This window comes from Vibrio sp. 704 (assembly GCF_033339295.1).
In genome coordinates, this window is sequence record NZ_JAWOUH010000013.1 from 42,432 (window position 1) to 57,929 (window position 15,498).

General features: G+C 42.7%; 16 protein-coding genes. 6 read left to right on the forward strand and 10 right to left on the reverse strand.

Annotated features, from left to right (window positions below; translation table 11 throughout):
- The first annotated feature begins 269 nt into the window (after positions 1 to 269).
- The 5 genes from R7R24_RS16775 (at position 270) to R7R24_RS16795 (ending at position 3,596) form a co-directional block, all read left to right on the forward strand.
- A complete protein-coding gene (locus tag R7R24_RS16775) occupies positions 270 to 1,145 on the forward strand; it encodes an abortive infection family protein (protein WP_213883713.1) in 876 nt (291 codons plus the stop codon).
- A 72-nt stretch (positions 1,146 to 1,217) separates the two neighbouring features.
- Positions 1,218 to 2,399, forward strand: coding sequence for a hypothetical protein (locus tag R7R24_RS16780; RefSeq protein ID WP_213883711.1), 1,182 nt, complete (start codon positions 1,218 to 1,220; stop codon positions 2,397 to 2,399).
- A 440-nt stretch (positions 2,400 to 2,839) separates the two neighbouring features.
- Positions 2,840 to 3,052 (forward strand): cold-shock protein, encoded by a 213-nt coding sequence (locus tag R7R24_RS16785; protein WP_024703846.1) that lies wholly within the window; start codon positions 2,840 to 2,842, stop codon positions 3,050 to 3,052.
- Between the two features lie 119 nt (positions 3,053 to 3,171).
- A complete protein-coding gene (locus R7R24_RS16790; protein ID WP_213883709.1) occupies positions 3,172 to 3,372 on the forward strand; it encodes a hypothetical protein in 201 nt (66 codons plus the stop codon).
- Between the two features lie 65 nt (positions 3,373 to 3,437).
- On the forward strand, positions 3,438 to 3,596 hold the full coding sequence (locus tag R7R24_RS16795) for a hypothetical protein (protein ID WP_213883707.1): 159 nt from the start codon (positions 3,438 to 3,440) through the stop codon (positions 3,594 to 3,596).
- Positions 3,597 to 4,420: 824 nt separating this feature from the next.
- Here R7R24_RS16795 and R7R24_RS16800 read toward each other — a convergent pair.
- The 10 genes from R7R24_RS16800 to R7R24_RS16850 all read right to left on the reverse strand — a co-directional run bounded on the left by R7R24_RS16800 (position 4,421) and on the right by R7R24_RS16850 (position 13,568).
- Positions 4,421 to 4,576, reverse strand: coding sequence for a hypothetical protein (locus R7R24_RS16800; RefSeq protein WP_180766682.1), 156 nt, complete (start codon positions 4,574 to 4,576; stop codon positions 4,421 to 4,423).
- Between the two features lie 201 nt (positions 4,577 to 4,777).
- Positions 4,778 to 4,987, reverse strand: a complete 210-nt coding sequence (locus R7R24_RS16805) for a cold-shock protein (RefSeq protein WP_024703843.1) — start codon at positions 4,985 to 4,987, stop codon at positions 4,778 to 4,780.
- 692 nt (positions 4,988 to 5,679) lie between these two features.
- A complete protein-coding gene (locus R7R24_RS16815) occupies positions 5,680 to 6,153 on the reverse strand; it encodes a DUF2947 domain-containing protein (protein WP_054577705.1) in 474 nt (157 codons plus the stop codon).
- Positions 6,154 to 6,166: 13 nt separating this feature from the next.
- Positions 6,167 to 6,754: an HD domain-containing protein gene (locus tag R7R24_RS16820; protein ID WP_054577704.1), complete on the reverse strand. Its 588-nt coding sequence runs from the start codon at positions 6,752 to 6,754 to the stop codon at positions 6,167 to 6,169.
- A gap of 1 nt (position 6,755) precedes the next feature.
- Positions 6,756 to 7,340 (reverse strand): ribosomal protein S5-alanine N-acetyltransferase, encoded by a 585-nt coding sequence (rimJ, locus tag R7R24_RS16825; RefSeq protein WP_054577703.1) that lies wholly within the window; start codon positions 7,338 to 7,340, stop codon positions 6,756 to 6,758.
- 36 nt (positions 7,341 to 7,376) lie between these two features.
- The gene (gene tyrR, locus R7R24_RS16830; protein WP_017820442.1) at positions 7,377 to 8,921 is read right to left on the reverse strand and encodes a transcriptional regulator TyrR; all 1,545 of its coding nucleotides are present in this window, start codon (positions 8,919 to 8,921) and stop codon (positions 7,377 to 7,379) included.
- Between the two features lie 100 nt (positions 8,922 to 9,021).
- A complete protein-coding gene (locus R7R24_RS16835; RefSeq protein ID WP_005388274.1) occupies positions 9,022 to 10,062 on the reverse strand; it encodes a YcjF family protein in 1,041 nt (346 codons plus the stop codon).
- Entirely contained in the window at positions 10,059 to 11,435 is a 1,377-nt protein-coding gene (locus tag R7R24_RS16840; protein ID WP_033905625.1) for a YcjX family protein, read from the reverse strand. The genes R7R24_RS16835 and R7R24_RS16840 overlap by 4 nt, the downstream gene beginning before the upstream one ends.
- A 255-nt stretch (positions 11,436 to 11,690) precedes the next feature.
- On the reverse strand, positions 11,691 to 11,876 hold the full coding sequence (locus R7R24_RS16845; protein WP_005376906.1) for a hypothetical protein: 186 nt from the start codon (positions 11,874 to 11,876) through the stop codon (positions 11,691 to 11,693).
- 174 nt (positions 11,877 to 12,050) lie between these two features.
- Complete coding sequence (locus tag R7R24_RS16850) at positions 12,051 to 13,568, reverse strand: fumarate hydratase (protein WP_274059668.1); 1,518 nt, start codon at positions 13,566 to 13,568, stop codon at positions 12,051 to 12,053.
- 270 nt (positions 13,569 to 13,838) lie between these two features.
- Here R7R24_RS16850 and pabB point away from each other — a divergent pair, with 270 nt between their 5' ends.
- Positions 13,839 to 15,203 carry an aminodeoxychorismate synthase component 1 gene (gene pabB / locus R7R24_RS16855; RefSeq protein WP_033905626.1) on the forward strand — a complete coding sequence of 455 codons (1,365 nt, stop codon included), beginning with the start codon at positions 13,839 to 13,841 and terminating at the stop codon, positions 15,201 to 15,203.
- Positions 15,204 to 15,498 lie beyond the last annotated feature (295 nt).

A 15,498-nucleotide genomic window follows, 5' to 3' on the forward strand; every position in this document is an offset into this window, starting at 1 on the left:
CGCAAGTGTTTAAAGCTTTAAGGTTTCAGCCCGTTCTGGCTGAAACACTTCTGCCCCGAAACAAGTTACGAGTCATTATCACGCATTTTCAAACGAGTAAAGTTTGCATCAGATTAGCTAATACAACTAATGTGCAAAGAATGGGTAAGACCAAAGCTTATCCGAAATGTATAACTCAAAAAGCGTAACTATCTGTTAAAGCTTCTTCCATATCTGAAATCAGTGATAATATTCCTCTCATAAGCGACTTACATAAAAATGGGATGAAGATGCCTCTCGAACTACCCGCTGAACTACAGTTTGCAACTGAATATCCTTTTCCTATCCCTGACAATGTTTTTAAAGAATTGCAGATACTGATAGGACGAGTCAATTTCAACGAAAGGTGTGAGGAAAAAAGCCTCATTGAAATCTATAAAAAGCACATGGCGAAACCAGCAGGAATAGAGTTCAGCAGAAGTTCTAATATTGACTGGGCAAAAGGCGATCTGGAATGGTACATGGCAGAGGCAAGAAAGAATGGCCCAGGCTTTATTAGTGCAATCTACAATGCATTTGAGCAGCTATCTCGTTTGGAAATCACCGTCCCTACAGACGCACACATAAACCAAATTCTATCTAGGCATGGAATGCCTTGTCATATCAACAATGGTGAGCTGGTAATGGCAGGAAATGTTCAGGTGCCAGAGCCTTCGCAATCAATGTCTCAAACAGTCATTAGGGCACTGCAAGACGCAAAAACACTGCCGCCAGCAAGTGCAATTGATCGTGTCCATACTGCGCTTCATGCTTATATTGTTAGCCTTTGCCAAGAAGCGAGTATTCCATTGGGTTCAGGTGTTACAGCACAAAAGGCTTTCAAAGAACTGAAGAGCAATCACCCCGCTCTTCAGCCTCAGGGAAATAGGCCATCAGAAGTTGCGAATGTTCTTAACAGTATGGCTGCTACCATCAATGCTCTGGGTACTATTCGTAACCACGCAAGTCTTGCGCATAATAACGAACTGCTTCTTGAACCAGAGGCACAGGCGATGATTAACGCAGCCGTAACTATATTTCGATACATCGAAGAATGTATGGCTAGATATAACAGGACCACCGTCCAACCTCGTCCTGAACTATGGGGTGCAATAGAGTGGGCGTAATGTGTATACGCCCAGTATAGTGTCTACTTGATAGACTATTAGCGACCAAGGGGAAAAACAGTCGAGTAAAGTATGGACTTTGGAAAATATAAAGAAACGAGGCATCTCAAGCCTCTACAAGTTCCTAGCAAAGAAAAACTACTTCTCGATGTGTCTAACATCGAAGACAGCTTCACTGGAAGAATCGATGCTAGTATTGCAAACACCTTCATATTTGAAGCAAGCCACCTAATTGTCAATAGTCTTGCTTTGTTCGAACAGGGTTATTTTGACTGTGCCTTTTACTCTCTACGTCAGTCATTAGAAGTCGCAATGACGATGATGTACCTCTATGACTCTGAAGAAGAAGTTAGGAAAAGAGAACTCGAGAAATGGAAGTCTGAGCAACATTTTCCAATGTATGCAGGTATGATTAAACACTTGGAATCAAATGAGAGCGAATTTAAGGATATAAAAAGTAAACTTTCAGAGTTTTTTGATGAGACAGAGAAAGTTAAAAAGCGTCTCAATAAGTACGTCCACAAACAGGGCTTTGACAAACTCTACGCTAGTAGAAATCACCCATTAAATCGGATCAAAGACAAATATGGTGATGAAGTATTTGTCGATGAATTTGTTGGATATGTAGAGAGTTGTATTGGGACTGTAGCTGTAATGAGGTTAGCGATCGATCCAATGCCAGTGTTACTCAATGATGAAGAGATCTACGCTAGAACTGGTGACACAATCACTTACCCATACTCTGACGAGTTCATTGCAAAATATATTGGCTTTGATGCAATTGAAAAGTACAAGCAGACATCGATGTATACATTGCACTATGACAGTTTTATGCAAGAAGAGAAGCAAAATGAAGCGGTTAGCTGGGTAATCAAAGATAAGTTTGTTGATGTAAGAAGATCGGATGAAATTCTAGAGCAAGGTCATCTTCTATCACAAGTAGAATGGTTAGGTGTTATTGCGCTACAACATATTGAGAGTGCAACTAAATTTTATACTTGCGGTGGATTCGTAATGTACTTCTCAAATAGAGATACATTAAGGCAGAAGCAAGAATGGGATTCTCGTCAATTTGACAGTTTTCTGGAGGCAAGACCTAGCACTAACCTCTCATTTGATGAGGTGTTTATATCAGCTTTCAAACTCCCAGTCGGCGAAATTTTTCTGGAGCATAATGAACTAATTTCGGAAAACGACATTTACAATATTGAGCATCTTATCAGCTCACTTAAACAGAAAAATGCTAGCCTTTAAGGTTTCAAATTACTTTTCTTAATCTCGGATAAGGCTGTAGGGGTAGCGTCTCTAACACACTTTTGTCTAGAACCTTCACAGTTGGCATTTCGTAACTCAGAAGTGCCCCATTCAAAGTTAGAAATAGGGATCATGCTTGTATCGAATATCTGTTTTGCAATAATTATTTTTAATGATGCTGTTGATTTCAATTCAGCCTTTCACTTTTTATGTCATTGATTTTATGGAAAATAAAAATCAATCAAGAAATAGATATCTATTATGTTCATATAGTGTATAGTGTCAGAAGCTCAAACGGTGAGCTATTAGTAAAATATTTAGTTCAAGATCTTCTCAGTTTTTATTCGATTAAATTCGTCATATTTATCCTGCGATACCTTTTTCTTCATTCCTTATTTAGTAGCTTTCTTTTTAACTTAATCAATGTATCGAGATATATTATGTCAAATAAATCAACAGGCTTAGTAAAATGGTTTAATGAATCCAAAGGTTTTGGATTTATCACCCCTGATAACGGTGGTTCTGACCTATTTGTTCACTTTAAATCAATTGTTAGTGAAGGCTTCAAAACATTATCTGAAGGTCAAAAGGTTTCTTTTGTTGTTGAACAAGGTAACAAAGGCCCTCAAGCGGATAATGTTACGTTAGTGTAAGATATTTCCAAAAAGTCTCTTCTGTCGAGGAGACTTTTTTACTTTATGTTTAATAAAGATTCTGAACGTTCGAAATACGAATTAAAATAAATGTTGGGATCGATAAGATAAGAAGCAATATGAGAAAACCAGTAAGAAAATCAAGCAAGAAAACACAGAAAAACAACTTCGAAGAACGATTCTCTGCGATGGTAAAAGAATATCAAGAAGCGAAAGAAATTCTCGAGTCTATGACTGAAGGTTCATCAGAATATTTAGCACAGAAAAAAGCATGCGATAAGCTTTTTGCAAACGCGGAACGATACATTAATAAGAGATAATGAATTGAGATGGCTTTATTCTAATCTGAGTAAAATCATCTTTCTTAGCATCAATAGGATGATATATGAGCAAGTTACCTAAACTGACACAAAAGCAGAAGCAATTTAGTATTAATCAGAAAGGGATTAAACGGATACCAGAAGAGTTGAAAAAAATGGGTGTTCGCAAACGCATAGAAGAGATTGAAGAACAAAAAAAGTGGGATAAAGAGTGGGGACTATGAGTTCACGAAACCTCTCTGAGCTTATCAATACGACACTCCTCTTACATTCCGAAAAGCTGAGCAACTTGGACCGAGACATGCTGACAGGTTTACGAGATCAACTTAATCGTGAGCAAGTCTTGTCAGACAAACAAGCCAAACTGTGTCAAAGGCTACTACGAAAAACGAATCATGATTGCTAACCAACGTCAGCCTTCACAGCTATCTACCCAGCTATCATCAAGCATCAAGCGTCATTCGACTTAGCATCTGATCCATTAAATCTCTAATCTCAATTAGTATTGCACCCTCTGGCGCATGATGTTCAGCTGAGCGCTTGGCGTTCGTTAGACTTTTCATGAAGATAGCTTCGCTATCCATCACGGTGTGTTTCGCGTTGAAGTAAGTGACTTAGGTCGGCATGGTCCTATTCCTTTTGAGGAGACGTAGTGGTGTGACGCTTTCAATATAACATTGTTTCACGCTTAAACGTTCGAACTGATTTGGTTTCTCCCTAAAAGCTGACTAGGCAAGCAACTGATTATCAAGGAGTATGGACGGCAAAAACCCATCACAGAATGGTTATTACCTCATCTCACAAGCCTGAGCACTACGAGTATGTTTCATCGCTCCCTACAGTTTAAGCAACTTAACGTTCCACTTGTCATAATATGATGTGTGCCCCAGATATTTCGTGGTTGCTATTCCCAAAGCTCATCTGTTGAAGAGCATAGTCTTTCTATGAGCAACCTTTTACAAACCTTACATTCAATATGATAAAATTTTTTTAGTGTATGATTCGCACTTTTTTAACTTAAACCAGATCTTCTTTCTACCATGCTTTTTCAAAGTAATTCCTCCAAAACAACACCAGTCTCACCATTAGCAATCCTTTGGAGAAGACTATTCATCTTTGTTTTTTTATGTATTGATGTTTCTTTATTTTGAATAGATTTGTTTTTATTATTTCTATTCTCATTATTAAATATTTGATTAGACATATTATGCCCCTTTATAAAAATTATAATTAAGGTGCACTGAACATAAGTATTTTTAGGATAGGTAATTAAGGAGATTACAGAGAGAAACTTGCTAGGGATTACGCTGGAAAACTATCTTTATATTTTATCTTGAAACAAATCTTTGTCAGAGCAACTACCTCGCCAGGCGTATGACGAGGCAGTGTAAATTCAATTGTAAGGCTAAATAGTCGTTACATTTTCTGCTTGAAGGCCTTTAGGACCCTTACCTACAGTAAAGGAAACCTGTTCGCCTTCAATAAGCTTCTTAAAGCCATCACCTAAAATGCTCCTGAAATGAACAAATAAATCATCGCCATTTGCTTGAGAAATAAAACCAAAACCTTTAGTTTCGTTAAACCACTTTACTGTACCAATTACTTGATTAGACATATTATGCCCCTTATAAAATTAAAATTAAGGTGCACTGAACATAGGTATTATTTTAGGATAGAGCATTAAGGAGATTACAGAGATAAACTTGCTAGGGATGACGCTGGAAAACTTTCTTTATATTTTATCTTGAAACAACTCTGTGTCAGAGCAAAGACCACTATACAGATTAATTAAAAAAAATATACCTTTATTTTAAATTAATTTTTATATCATCTATTCACACGCATTTTATCACAAAGGGTTCATCTTGATTCCGGCGTTTTACAGTTGGGAACATTAACCAATAAGCCAATACCGCCAAACGACTTTTTTTGAGAGAGACTTGCTTGCGGCTGTCAAACTCGCCTTTGTCCAATTGTGAGTTGCAATACCAGCGATTTACAGTAAGACCCAGTCGTGACTCGCCAGTGGAAGTGTATCAAGTATGAGTTACTACAATTAATGCTCAAAGATTCACACGCAAACTTTAATCCATATAACCATAAATAATTCTGAATTGTCCCACCAGCGCCCCATTTCTGTTGGGGCGTGATAGCTACCAATAAAAACAATCACTTATAGCGTGGGTGTATATACCACGCAAATCTATACTCACGTTATCGAGCGCGGGGCTGGCGGTGTGTTGAGTCCATTATCCAGCCTTTAGAAAAACAAAGCCACCTCGAAAGGTGGCTTTGCTTTACAACTCGTTATTGACGAACACCGAGTTTCACATTACCTTTTGAATCAAACCAAAGTGCTTGCGAACGGCGACGTCCTATTAGTATCGGACCATCGTCATAAAAGAGAAAGTTCTTCCAGTGCTTTTTAAAAATAGACCATTTCGTTTCGATGACATTGTACTTCTCGTAGCAAAAGTAAACGGTTACATCGTCTTGCCAATCGATATGTGCCTCAGCTTCCGCTGGCATGTCAGGATCATCCGACTCCCACGCAACCATCCAATCCACAGTTTCAGACCAATTCGCCTCATTCATTGGCCAGTCTTGGGAACTAAGTCTATCCATATCAGGGCTTTGAGCACTGATATTTTCTTTCCAAAATTGTGCTGAACGGGCTTGGCTCATCGGCTTAATAAAAGCCAAATCTTCTTCTGGCACAGGCATCGACTGATGCGTAAAAATCCATTTTCTTTGGTATTCGTCCAAAGGCAAATAAGACATTCAGTCTCCTTTATTACGATTTCAGCCAACCTTTCTCTGTGGCTTCTTCAATCAACTCTTTCGCTTTGTCCCATAAGGTAACAGAGCCAAATTCAATTCGTTTATTAATGGTAAGTGCTTGTTCGCGTGAGACACCATGTTCCTTCCAACTCTGACCATTATTATGGTAGTTCAAGAGCATTGGAATTAACCGATCGAGTGCTTTTGCATACTTAGCATCATCGGTCTGCGCGGCTTCAAATTCATGCCAAAGCGCCAATAGCTCTTGCTCCTGATCGCTGGGTAACATACCAAACAAGCGCTCTGCGGCTCTGATTTCTTTTTCTGCTTGCTCTTGAGACGCAGCAGTATCATAAACAAAGGTATCGCCCGCGTCGATCTCTACTACGTCATGTGTCAATAACATTTTCATCACTCGGCAAATATCAACAGGTGCATTCGCATGCTCTTCCATCAATATTGCCATCAGTGCGACATGCCAACTATGCTCACCACTATTTTCGAGGCGCCCTTCAGCACTTTTAACTCGAGTTCGGCGCAAAATGCTTTTGAGTTTATCGAACTCGATTACAAGTGCTAACTGCTTTTCCAATCGTTCCATACTATCGCCCTTCTGGCTGCCAATTCGGATTAATAAGCGACGTTAGAACGTGGTCTTGCCACTCACCATTAATCAAAAGGTAATCTTTTGCATACCCTTCTCGGTTGAAACCGACATGCTCTAGCACAGATTCACTGCGTTTATTGTGAGGCATGTAGCCAGCTTGAATACGATGCAGTTTCTGAACGTTAAACATGTAGTCGCAAGCCATGGTTAATCCACGACGCATATAACCATGCCCTTGCGCTTTTTCAGCGAGAGAATATCCGACGTTACAAGAATAAAAAGGAAAACGACTCAAACTACTAAAGGATATCGTACCTAGCATTTCACCCGAAGAGGCTCTGACTAAAAGGCAATAATACCCCAATCCCATTCGATGCAGCTCATTGAGCTTGATAAGCTTTTGCAACCAACCGTTCACTGAGAAAAAAGCCTCTTCACGTTTCGGTTCAAACGGTTTCAGGTATTCTCGGTTCGCTTGAAAATATTCGGCAATCATATCTGCGTCACCGATTTCAGCGGTACGAAGAAGCAAGTCACCGTCCAACATATGAACGGCGATAGATGAGCTGTTATCTTCCATTACAAATGATTAATTCCGTCTTTTCGTTCAATTCGATTAATTCTTACGGATACCGTAATCACGCAGTTTATTAGCGATTGAGGTATGCGATACATTTAAGCGCTTAGCAAGCTTGCGGCTTGATGGGAATGACTGATACAAACGTTCCAGAACTTGAGATTCATAATCACGCATGATCTCATCCAAAGAACCGTCGATGTTAAGCGTTGCACTACCAGCGCCGACTGACTGAGGCTGAGGTAAATTGAAGTGATCCGCGTTTAGTATATCACCATCCATTTCCGTGAGCGCTCGAAGAACCATATTATCCAGCTGGCGCATGTTTCCTGGCCACTGATAATTTGCAAGGGCATCAACTAGACCATCATCAAACTCTGGCTTATCAATCCCAAGCTGTTGAGCATGTTTCGCCACAAACAACTCAAGCAATGGTGCAACGTCGTTTGAGCGCTTACGTAACGGAGGAATGCTGAGCGTAAGTACGTTGAGACGATAATACAAATCTTCACGGAACATTCCTGCTTCAGAAAGCTCGGCAAGGTTATGTTTTGTTGAAGCGATGATACGAACATCGACATGCATCTCATCTTCTGCACCGACACGACGGAAATTACCATCCTGTAGAAAACGTAACAGCTTGATTTGAAGGTGCGAACTCATTTCACCGATTTCATCAAGAAATACCGTGCCGCCATTTGCTTGCTCAAAGATGCCTTTGTGGCCTTGTTCATGATTGAATGAACCCGGCGCATGACCAAAAAGTTCGGTTTCTGCTACATCGTCAGGCATCGAAGCACAACTCAAAACTAGGAATGGCTTGCTCGCGCGGCTAGAACGGCTGTGGCAAGCTTTAGCAAGCATTTCTTTACCAGTCCCCGTTTCGCCCTCAATCAACAATGGTTGGTCAAGCACAGACAGCTTTTTAGCTTGGTTCATTAGTGCTTTATGACGGTTCGATATACCAACAAAGTGCTCAAAACCCAGAGGATTATGCAGCGGTAGTGCTTCTTCAATTCTGGCAACTTGCTGACTAGAGCGAATCGTCATTAGAGTACTCGCTAGAGTCGAGTTTTGCGCTTCGTCTCGGATATAAACGGGCATCAACTCTAGAACATAGTCCAAGCCATCAATCACAAGGTTTTCCCGCGTTCGACCATTAACACCTTCAGACCAACGAGAGAAACGAACACTTGGTAACAAAGCACCGATTTGAGTACCAATCACTTCTTGCTTGTGAAGGCCAAGCAATGAAAGTGCAGACATGTTTGCCATGTCTACGGCACCTTTAAGATCAATGGCAAAAACAGGATCGGGCAAGTTATCAACTAACGAGAGCAGCTCCGTATTGTGGCGCTCCATCGGCATAAACTGGATTTTACGTACGTCTTTCACCCCCGGAATACGGCGGATTTCAGCCATCAGCTCACTAAACGTATCAAAATCAATATCTGGGCAATTCAAATAGATAATACCGCTAATATCGATTTCGATACCACGCAAGTCGATGCTTTTAGACGCTAAAATATCGAGCAGTTCTCGGGTCAAGCCGAGTCTGTCTTCACATAAGACTTCAAGACGCACTTAAAATATCCCAATTCACAACTGTCAGGAAAAGTTGACAGTAGTTTCTATCATGCTTGGAATGGCGTCAAGCAATCCTATCCATCAAAGTTGATATTCGTTACGGTTTCATCGTAATTGATGCAACTTTCGCCGCCACTGCCTTGCGTATGGTGCCCAACTTAACCTGACGGTCAGGATACCAGGGTAGTGGACGCAATAAGGTCATCGCTTTCAAGCCCAAACGTGCCGTTAGAATACCAACACCTAGTCCCTGCCCCGCACGAGCAGAAACTTTGCCAGCAAGATCCATCGACATCAAATCCATACTGGCATCAATAGCGAGCTCACTGGCACCAGCCGCCGCCATATTGACAAATACCGCTCTTAGTAACTTGATGCGAGATGCATAACCTAGCTCTACCCCATATACCTTGGAGAGGTTGTCGATCATTTTGAAATTTCGCCAAGCCACCAGCAACATATCAGCGGCAGCCAGAGGGCTCACGGCGACTAGGGCCGCACACTCGGTTGCGTGCTGTGATACGATTTTCGTTGCCAACTTGTCTTGTTGGCTCACAACCATCGAGTCATACATATCAAGAATTTCAGCGTCACTATGAGCAGGGTTAATACTGTTCTGCCAACGATCAAAGCCCGGATTCTCTGCCATCACACCACTTTGTTCTGCTACGGTTTCGCAAAAGGCTTTCCCTTTCCCAACGCTCTCACTATTAACAAGTGCTTCTGCTTCTTCTTGAACACTAAAATGATTTCGTAGTTTTCGCAGTTTCCAAAGCTCTTTACCCATAGCTCCTAAACCAAGCGAAGCGATCGCAGCAATAAACCCCGTCCAGCTTAAGGCTAGCCAATCAGAAGCCTGAATTGCGGTTATAACCGAGTCCACCGCTTGCCAGCCAACCAGACCAGCAAAAGTTGCAAATGCGCCAGTCGCGAGCCATTTTCTGCCCGATTTTGGACGAATGACATGCTCGAGTTGCAATTCCTGTTCGGTCTCCTGGTGCGCTTCTTTAACTTCAACAGGTACAAATGTTTCTTTTTCGCCGAATGTTTGCTGCGCCGTCAATTCCGGTTGATTCGATTGCTGCTCTTTTTCCATTACCTTTTCAGAGAAAACTTGTTTTTGCTTCAACTCACTCATTTCAATTTATCTCCAATCAGGTAATCCAATGCTTTGTCTAAGCGTATGTGCTTCACTGGCTCATCATTCGGTAAGGGCATCGGACGAAACGACGTAAAATCAAACCCGTTGTTTTGCCAATACGCTGCATTTGGTAGCTTTTTCGGCACCTCTCCGGGAAACATAGTCATCGGCTCACCACCCAATGTTGTTCCTTGTAACGCCGGGATGGTCTTATCTCCAGAGGAAATAAACCCCGTCGTGGTTGCTTGGATGGAAGCGATACTCATGCAGCTCATCTCAATATTCTCGTAGGCTGCCGTTTGCCATGCTGGATGCACCATTTGTTGGAGCAGAGACACCAAATTTGGGTGCTGATCGGGCGTGATATGATCCGCTTTTGTAGCAGCAAACAACACTTTGTCGATTTTTGGTGAGAACAAACGACGCAAAAAGCTACTACGACCATAGCGGAAGCTATGCATGATCTGTTCTAGCGCTTGGCGCATGTCGTAAAACGCTTCATCACCGGCATTGAGAGGCTGCAAACAATCCACCAGTACAATCTGGCGATCGAAGGTCGCAAAATGATGCTTATAAAACGCTTTCACGACTTTCTGTTGGTATTCCTGAAAACGGGCTTCTAACATCGCTAAGTTACTGCCCTTGGACGCTTTGCTTTCCGAATCAACACGACACGGAAAAAACTGTAGCACCGGCGCGCCTGCTAGCTCACCAGGTAATACAAAGCGGCCAGGCTGAACCCAATGAAGGCCAGCGTCTTTACAGGCATGAAGGTACTCGGTGTATGTGTGTGCAACTTTCTCAAGTAGTTTCTCATTCACTTCTGCAAAGAGATCCACTTTCTCCAGTTCAGAAAGCCAAGCTTTGGCTAAATCGCCACGCTGGCCTTTAAGTGCATCAAACTGAGTTTGCGACCACGTTGCAAAGTCCATGTCCAATAAAGGCAGGTCGAGCAACCACTCTCCTGGATAGTCGATAATATCAACATTTAAAATTGCGGTTTTACTCAACAGCTTTTTCGTAGTTTTATTTGGTTTGTACTTGAGCGCTAAGCGAATCTCACTCACATCACGTGTCGGTACTGGCCACTGAGGTGGAGTGGCATGAATTTGGCTCATCGCCTCATCGTAAGCAAAGCGTGGCACCATCATATTCGATTGAGGCTCACGCTTCGCCCCAATAAGGCGCTTATCTCTAGCCGCAGTCAAAAGAGGCAAATTGTCATGGGTTGCAGTATGAAGAAGCTGATTCACTAATGACGTGATGAATGCCGTCTTACCGGCACGAGAAAGTCCGGTGACAGCAATTCGAACATTAGAGTCCATACCTCTGTTGATAAAGTCATTAACTTCTTTCTTTATTCTCTTCATTACGCTTCTTTATCTTACTCCACTTTAAAACAACGTTGTCAGCGACTTCGAATTTCGATCTATGAATACTGTTCTATCCCGAATTCTATGAGTTTAACTTTATATACCTTAATAAAAGATGAACAAAACATCCGGCTTAATGCTGTGTTAAAAAAGAAAAGCCCCTGAGTGGTTCAGAGGCTTACTTAATCTACAGCATTAGTAACTCTATATGCGCTGATTACTATGTTAAACAGGAACCCGCTTTCTTTAAGCCTAGTCGTCTTCGATTAACTTATAGATAACAAATAGAGCGATTTCCAAAATCAACCACAACACACATGTGATGGTCACGTACTTTTCATCAAAGATGCTGATACCGTGAAGAATCAAGTCATAGCCAACAAAGCCACCTATCACTACAGCAAGAATAATTTGTAGAATCTGAATAAAACGAGGCATGCCGTCTCCTAATTATTGTTCGCATAACGTTTGATTGCTATGCCTAAAGGTTTATATCCTTAATTATATAGACAAAAAGTGCAGGTTTCGCTGCACTTTTGTCAATTGTTTGCTAGGTAAATCAGCACCTTGTCACATTCTCTCTACTGAGACGCAGCAAGATTGCCCTTTGCCTTATGCTTCCATCTCTTGAATTTTCACTTTCCAAGTGTCTGGACCAATTTGGTGCGCGTTAACACCATTTGAGTCGACGGCCACTGTTACTGGCATATCTTCAACTTCAAATTCGTAAATCGCTTCCATACCTAAATCTTCAAATGCGACAACGCGAGCTTTCTTGATTGCTTTCGCCACCAAGTACGCAGCGCCACCTACAGCCATTAGGTAAACCGCTTTGTGATTCTTGATAGATTCAACCGTTGCAGGGCCACGCTCAGCTTTACCGATCATGCCCATGATGCCGGTCTTTTCTAGCATCATGTCGGTGAATTTATCCATACGCGTTGATGTTGTTGGGCCAGCAGGACCAACGACTTCATCACCAACTGCATCGACAGGGCCTACGTAGTAAATGAACTTACCGTTGAGATCTACGCCTTCAGGTAGACCTTCACCGTTATCTAGCATGCCTTGAATACGTTTATGCGCAGCATCACGACCAGTCAGAATTTTACCTGATAGAAGAACCGTTTCGCCTGTCTTCCACTCTTGTACTTCTTCTTTAGTAATTGTGTCTAAGTTTACGCGACGCGTATTTTCGCCCGCTTCCCAAGTGATATCTGGCCAATCTTCTAGTTTAGGTGGTGTTAGCTCTGCTGGGCCGCTACCATCAAGCGTGAAGTGTACGTGACGAGTCGCCGCACAGTTCGGGATCAAACAAACAGGCTTAGAAGCCGCGTGCGTTGGCGCAGTTTTGATTTTAACGTCGACAACAGTCGTCAAACCGCCAAGACCTTGCGCACCGATACCAAGTTTGTTCACGCGATTGAAGATATCCAAACGAAGCTCTTCTTCTGCGTTTTGTGGGCCACGGTTAATAAGCTCTTGAATATCGATGTGTTCCATTAGAGATTCTTTTGCCAATACCGCTGCTTTTTCAGCCGTACCGCCGATACCAATGCCAAGCATGCCAGGAGGACACCAGCCCGCCCCCATTGTTGGTAGCGTTTTTTCTACCCACTCAGCAATATCGTCAGATGGGTTTAGCATCACCATCTTAGTTTTGTTTTCGCTACCGCCGCCCTTCGCAGCGATCTGAATTTCAACTTTATCGCCCGGAACCATGTTGATATGTACGACGGCAGGCGTGTTGTCTTTGGTATTAATACGTTTACCAGCAGGGTCCATAAGTACTGACGCACGCAACGGGTTATCAGGGTTCGTGTACGCTTGTCGAACACCTTCATCTACCATCTGCTGAACCGTCATGTCGGTCGAATCCCATTGCACGCCCATACCGATGTTGACGAAACACGTCACAATACCAGTATCCTGACAAATTGGACGGTGACCTTCTGCGGACATTCGGGAGTTAATTAGGATCTGAGCAATCGCGTCTTTCGCGGCTTGACTCTCTTCGCGGTGATAGGCTTTTTCAAGAGCTTGAACAAAGTCTAGCGGGTGGTAGTAAGAAATATACTGTAGCGCATCAGCGACACTGCTGATCACATCCTGCTTGCGTATTACCGTCATTACATGCCTCGTTATAGTTATGCTTCCATTATTGGCTTGGCTTCAATCGTGTTTGTTGAGCTTATTGCTCTTTTGAGCTTCGTTTTTTATAAACAATTGTCGAACGGCTGATATCGACACACGAAACGCTGAAGTTGCCTACTTGTAAACCATCTCAAAACCCTATGAATAGAGGGAGTTTGGCTATACAGAGGAATATGATACTCTTGCTGCCCATGACATGCCATGCAGTGAACGATCTCTTTGTCACAAATTACACAAATGAACAACATGGACAATCAATTCATTGATTTTAAAGCGCTGGAATACGCACCAGAGTTTGCTCTTCACCTTTTTTCTCGCATTCAACACCTACCTTGGGCGATGTTGCTGCGTTCTGCATCAAAAACGCATATCGATAGCCGCTTCGATGTATTGGTTGCCAACCCAATTGCAACGTTAGAAACCACTGCCGACAACACACAAGTTGAAACACCATCGAATGCCTATTCAACTCAAGATGACCCATTTGCGCTGCTTCATCAGTTGCAAGAACAGTGGCTTCCTCACGTAGAGTTAAATAAAGAATTGGATTTGCCTTTTGTCGGCGGTGCGCTCGGTTACTTCAGTTACGATTTAGGTCGCCGCGTAGAAACGATGCCAGAAGTGGCAGAAAAGGACCTCAACACGCCGGATATGGCGGTAGGTCTGTATGAATGGGCCGTTGTTGTTGACCACCAGCTAAAAAAAGCATGCTTAGTCGGTCAGAACATCGAGCAAGCTTGGCAATGGTTAAACGAGCAAAAAGCAGAACAAACCGTTGACTTCGCTTTGTCTGGTGATTGGCAGTCAAACATGACGAAAGAGAGCTACGCCACTCGCTTTGACCAGGTGCAAGAATACTTGTTGAGCGGTGACTGTTATCAGATCAATTTGGCGCAGCGCTTTAACGCACCGTATCAAGGCAGTGAGTGGCAAGCGTATCTGAAATTGGAGTCCGCAAACCAAGCGCCATTCTCAGCGTTTATCCGTATGCCTGAGTCTTCGATTTTGAGTATCTCTCCAGAGCGCTTTTTAGAGCTCAAAGATCGCGTCATTGAAACGAAACCAATCAAAGGTACTCGACCACGCAGCGAAGATCCAACGAAAGATAACGCTAATGCCTATGACTTGCAGACAGCGGAAAAAGATCAGGCAGAAAACCTGATGATTGTCGATTTGCTGCGTAATGATATTGGTCGAGTTGCATCACCGGGTAGCGTTCACGTTCCAAAGCTGTTCGATATTGAAAGCTTCCCTGCCGTGCATCATTTGGTGAGCACCATTCGTGCAAATTTGGATGAACAATACGCTCCTGCGGATTTGCTGCGAGCGTGTTTTCCAGGCGGTTCAATTACGGGCGCACCTAAAGTTCGCGCAATGCAGATCATTGAAGAACTGGAGCCGCATCGACGCAGCGCGTATTGCGGCAGTATTGGCTACATTTCACGCCATGGTCGTATGGACACCAGCATTACTATCCGAACTCTTGTAGCGGAACAAAACAAACTTTACGCTTGGGCTGGCGGCGGCGTCGTGGCAGATAGCGATTGCGCCTCTGAGTATCAAGAAACGTTGGACAAGCTTTCAAAGATTTTACCAGCGCTGCAATCGTAGATTTCAACCGTGGACAACGTCGCTTTAATGCTATTGACGAAAACAATCTAAAACGCCTCCAGAACGGTAATGCCGCTCATTTAACAGCGAGTGGCATATTTCTGTATCTCATCACCCTGCACAGCGACGAAGGAGCGTGATACAGGTTCTTCTATTCAAGCACTTTGTGGTCAAATTTGTTTCATTACCCGCTCGGCGTGCTGCTACTAGATTCTTAGTCTCGCCAAGGCTCGATAGAATGACCCAAAAAACATCGTTAAATGATCGGCATTATCCAGTGTGGTGCGTTTTTTTG

Coding starts and splice junctions, on each gene's coding strand:
- R7R24_RS16850 (WP_274059668.1), bottom strand. CDS start 13,568: ATGACGGTAATACGCAAGCAGGATGTGATCAGCAGTGTCGCTGATGCG.
- R7R24_RS16785 (WP_024703846.1), top strand. CDS start 2,840: ATGTCAAATAAATCAACAGGCTTAGTAAAATGGTTTAATGAATCCAAA.
- R7R24_RS16790 (WP_213883709.1), top strand. CDS start 3,172: ATGAGAAAACCAGTAAGAAAATCAAGCAAGAAAACACAGAAAAACAAC.
- R7R24_RS16815 (WP_054577705.1), bottom strand. CDS start 6,153: ATGTCTTATTTGCCTTTGGACGAATACCAAAGAAAATGGATTTTTACG.
- rimJ (WP_054577703.1), bottom strand. CDS start 7,340: ATGGAAGATAACAGCTCATCTATCGCCGTTCATATGTTGGACGGTGAC.
- R7R24_RS16820 (WP_054577704.1), bottom strand. CDS start 6,754: ATGGAACGATTGGAAAAGCAGTTAGCACTTGTAATCGAGTTCGATAAA.
- R7R24_RS16805 (WP_024703843.1), bottom strand. CDS start 4,987: ATGTCTAATCAAGTAATTGGTACAGTAAAGTGGTTTAACGAAACTAAA.
- R7R24_RS16800 (WP_180766682.1), bottom strand. CDS start 4,576: ATGTCTAATCAAATATTTAATAATGAGAATAGAAATAATAAAAACAAA.
- R7R24_RS16780 (WP_213883711.1), top strand. CDS start 1,218: ATGGACTTTGGAAAATATAAAGAAACGAGGCATCTCAAGCCTCTACAA.
- R7R24_RS16845 (WP_005376906.1), bottom strand. CDS start 11,876: ATGCCTCGTTTTATTCAGATTCTACAAATTATTCTTGCTGTAGTGATA.
- R7R24_RS16835 (WP_005388274.1), bottom strand. CDS start 10,062: ATGAGTGAGTTGAAGCAAAAACAAGTTTTCTCTGAAAAGGTAATGGAA.
- pabB (WP_033905626.1), top strand. CDS start 13,839: ATGGACAATCAATTCATTGATTTTAAAGCGCTGGAATACGCACCAGAG.
- R7R24_RS16840 (WP_033905625.1), bottom strand. CDS start 11,435: ATGAAGAGAATAAAGAAAGAAGTTAATGACTTTATCAACAGAGGTATG.
- R7R24_RS16775 (WP_213883713.1), top strand. CDS start 270: ATGCCTCTCGAACTACCCGCTGAACTACAGTTTGCAACTGAATATCCT.
- R7R24_RS16795 (WP_213883707.1), top strand. CDS start 3,438: ATGAGCAAGTTACCTAAACTGACACAAAAGCAGAAGCAATTTAGTATT.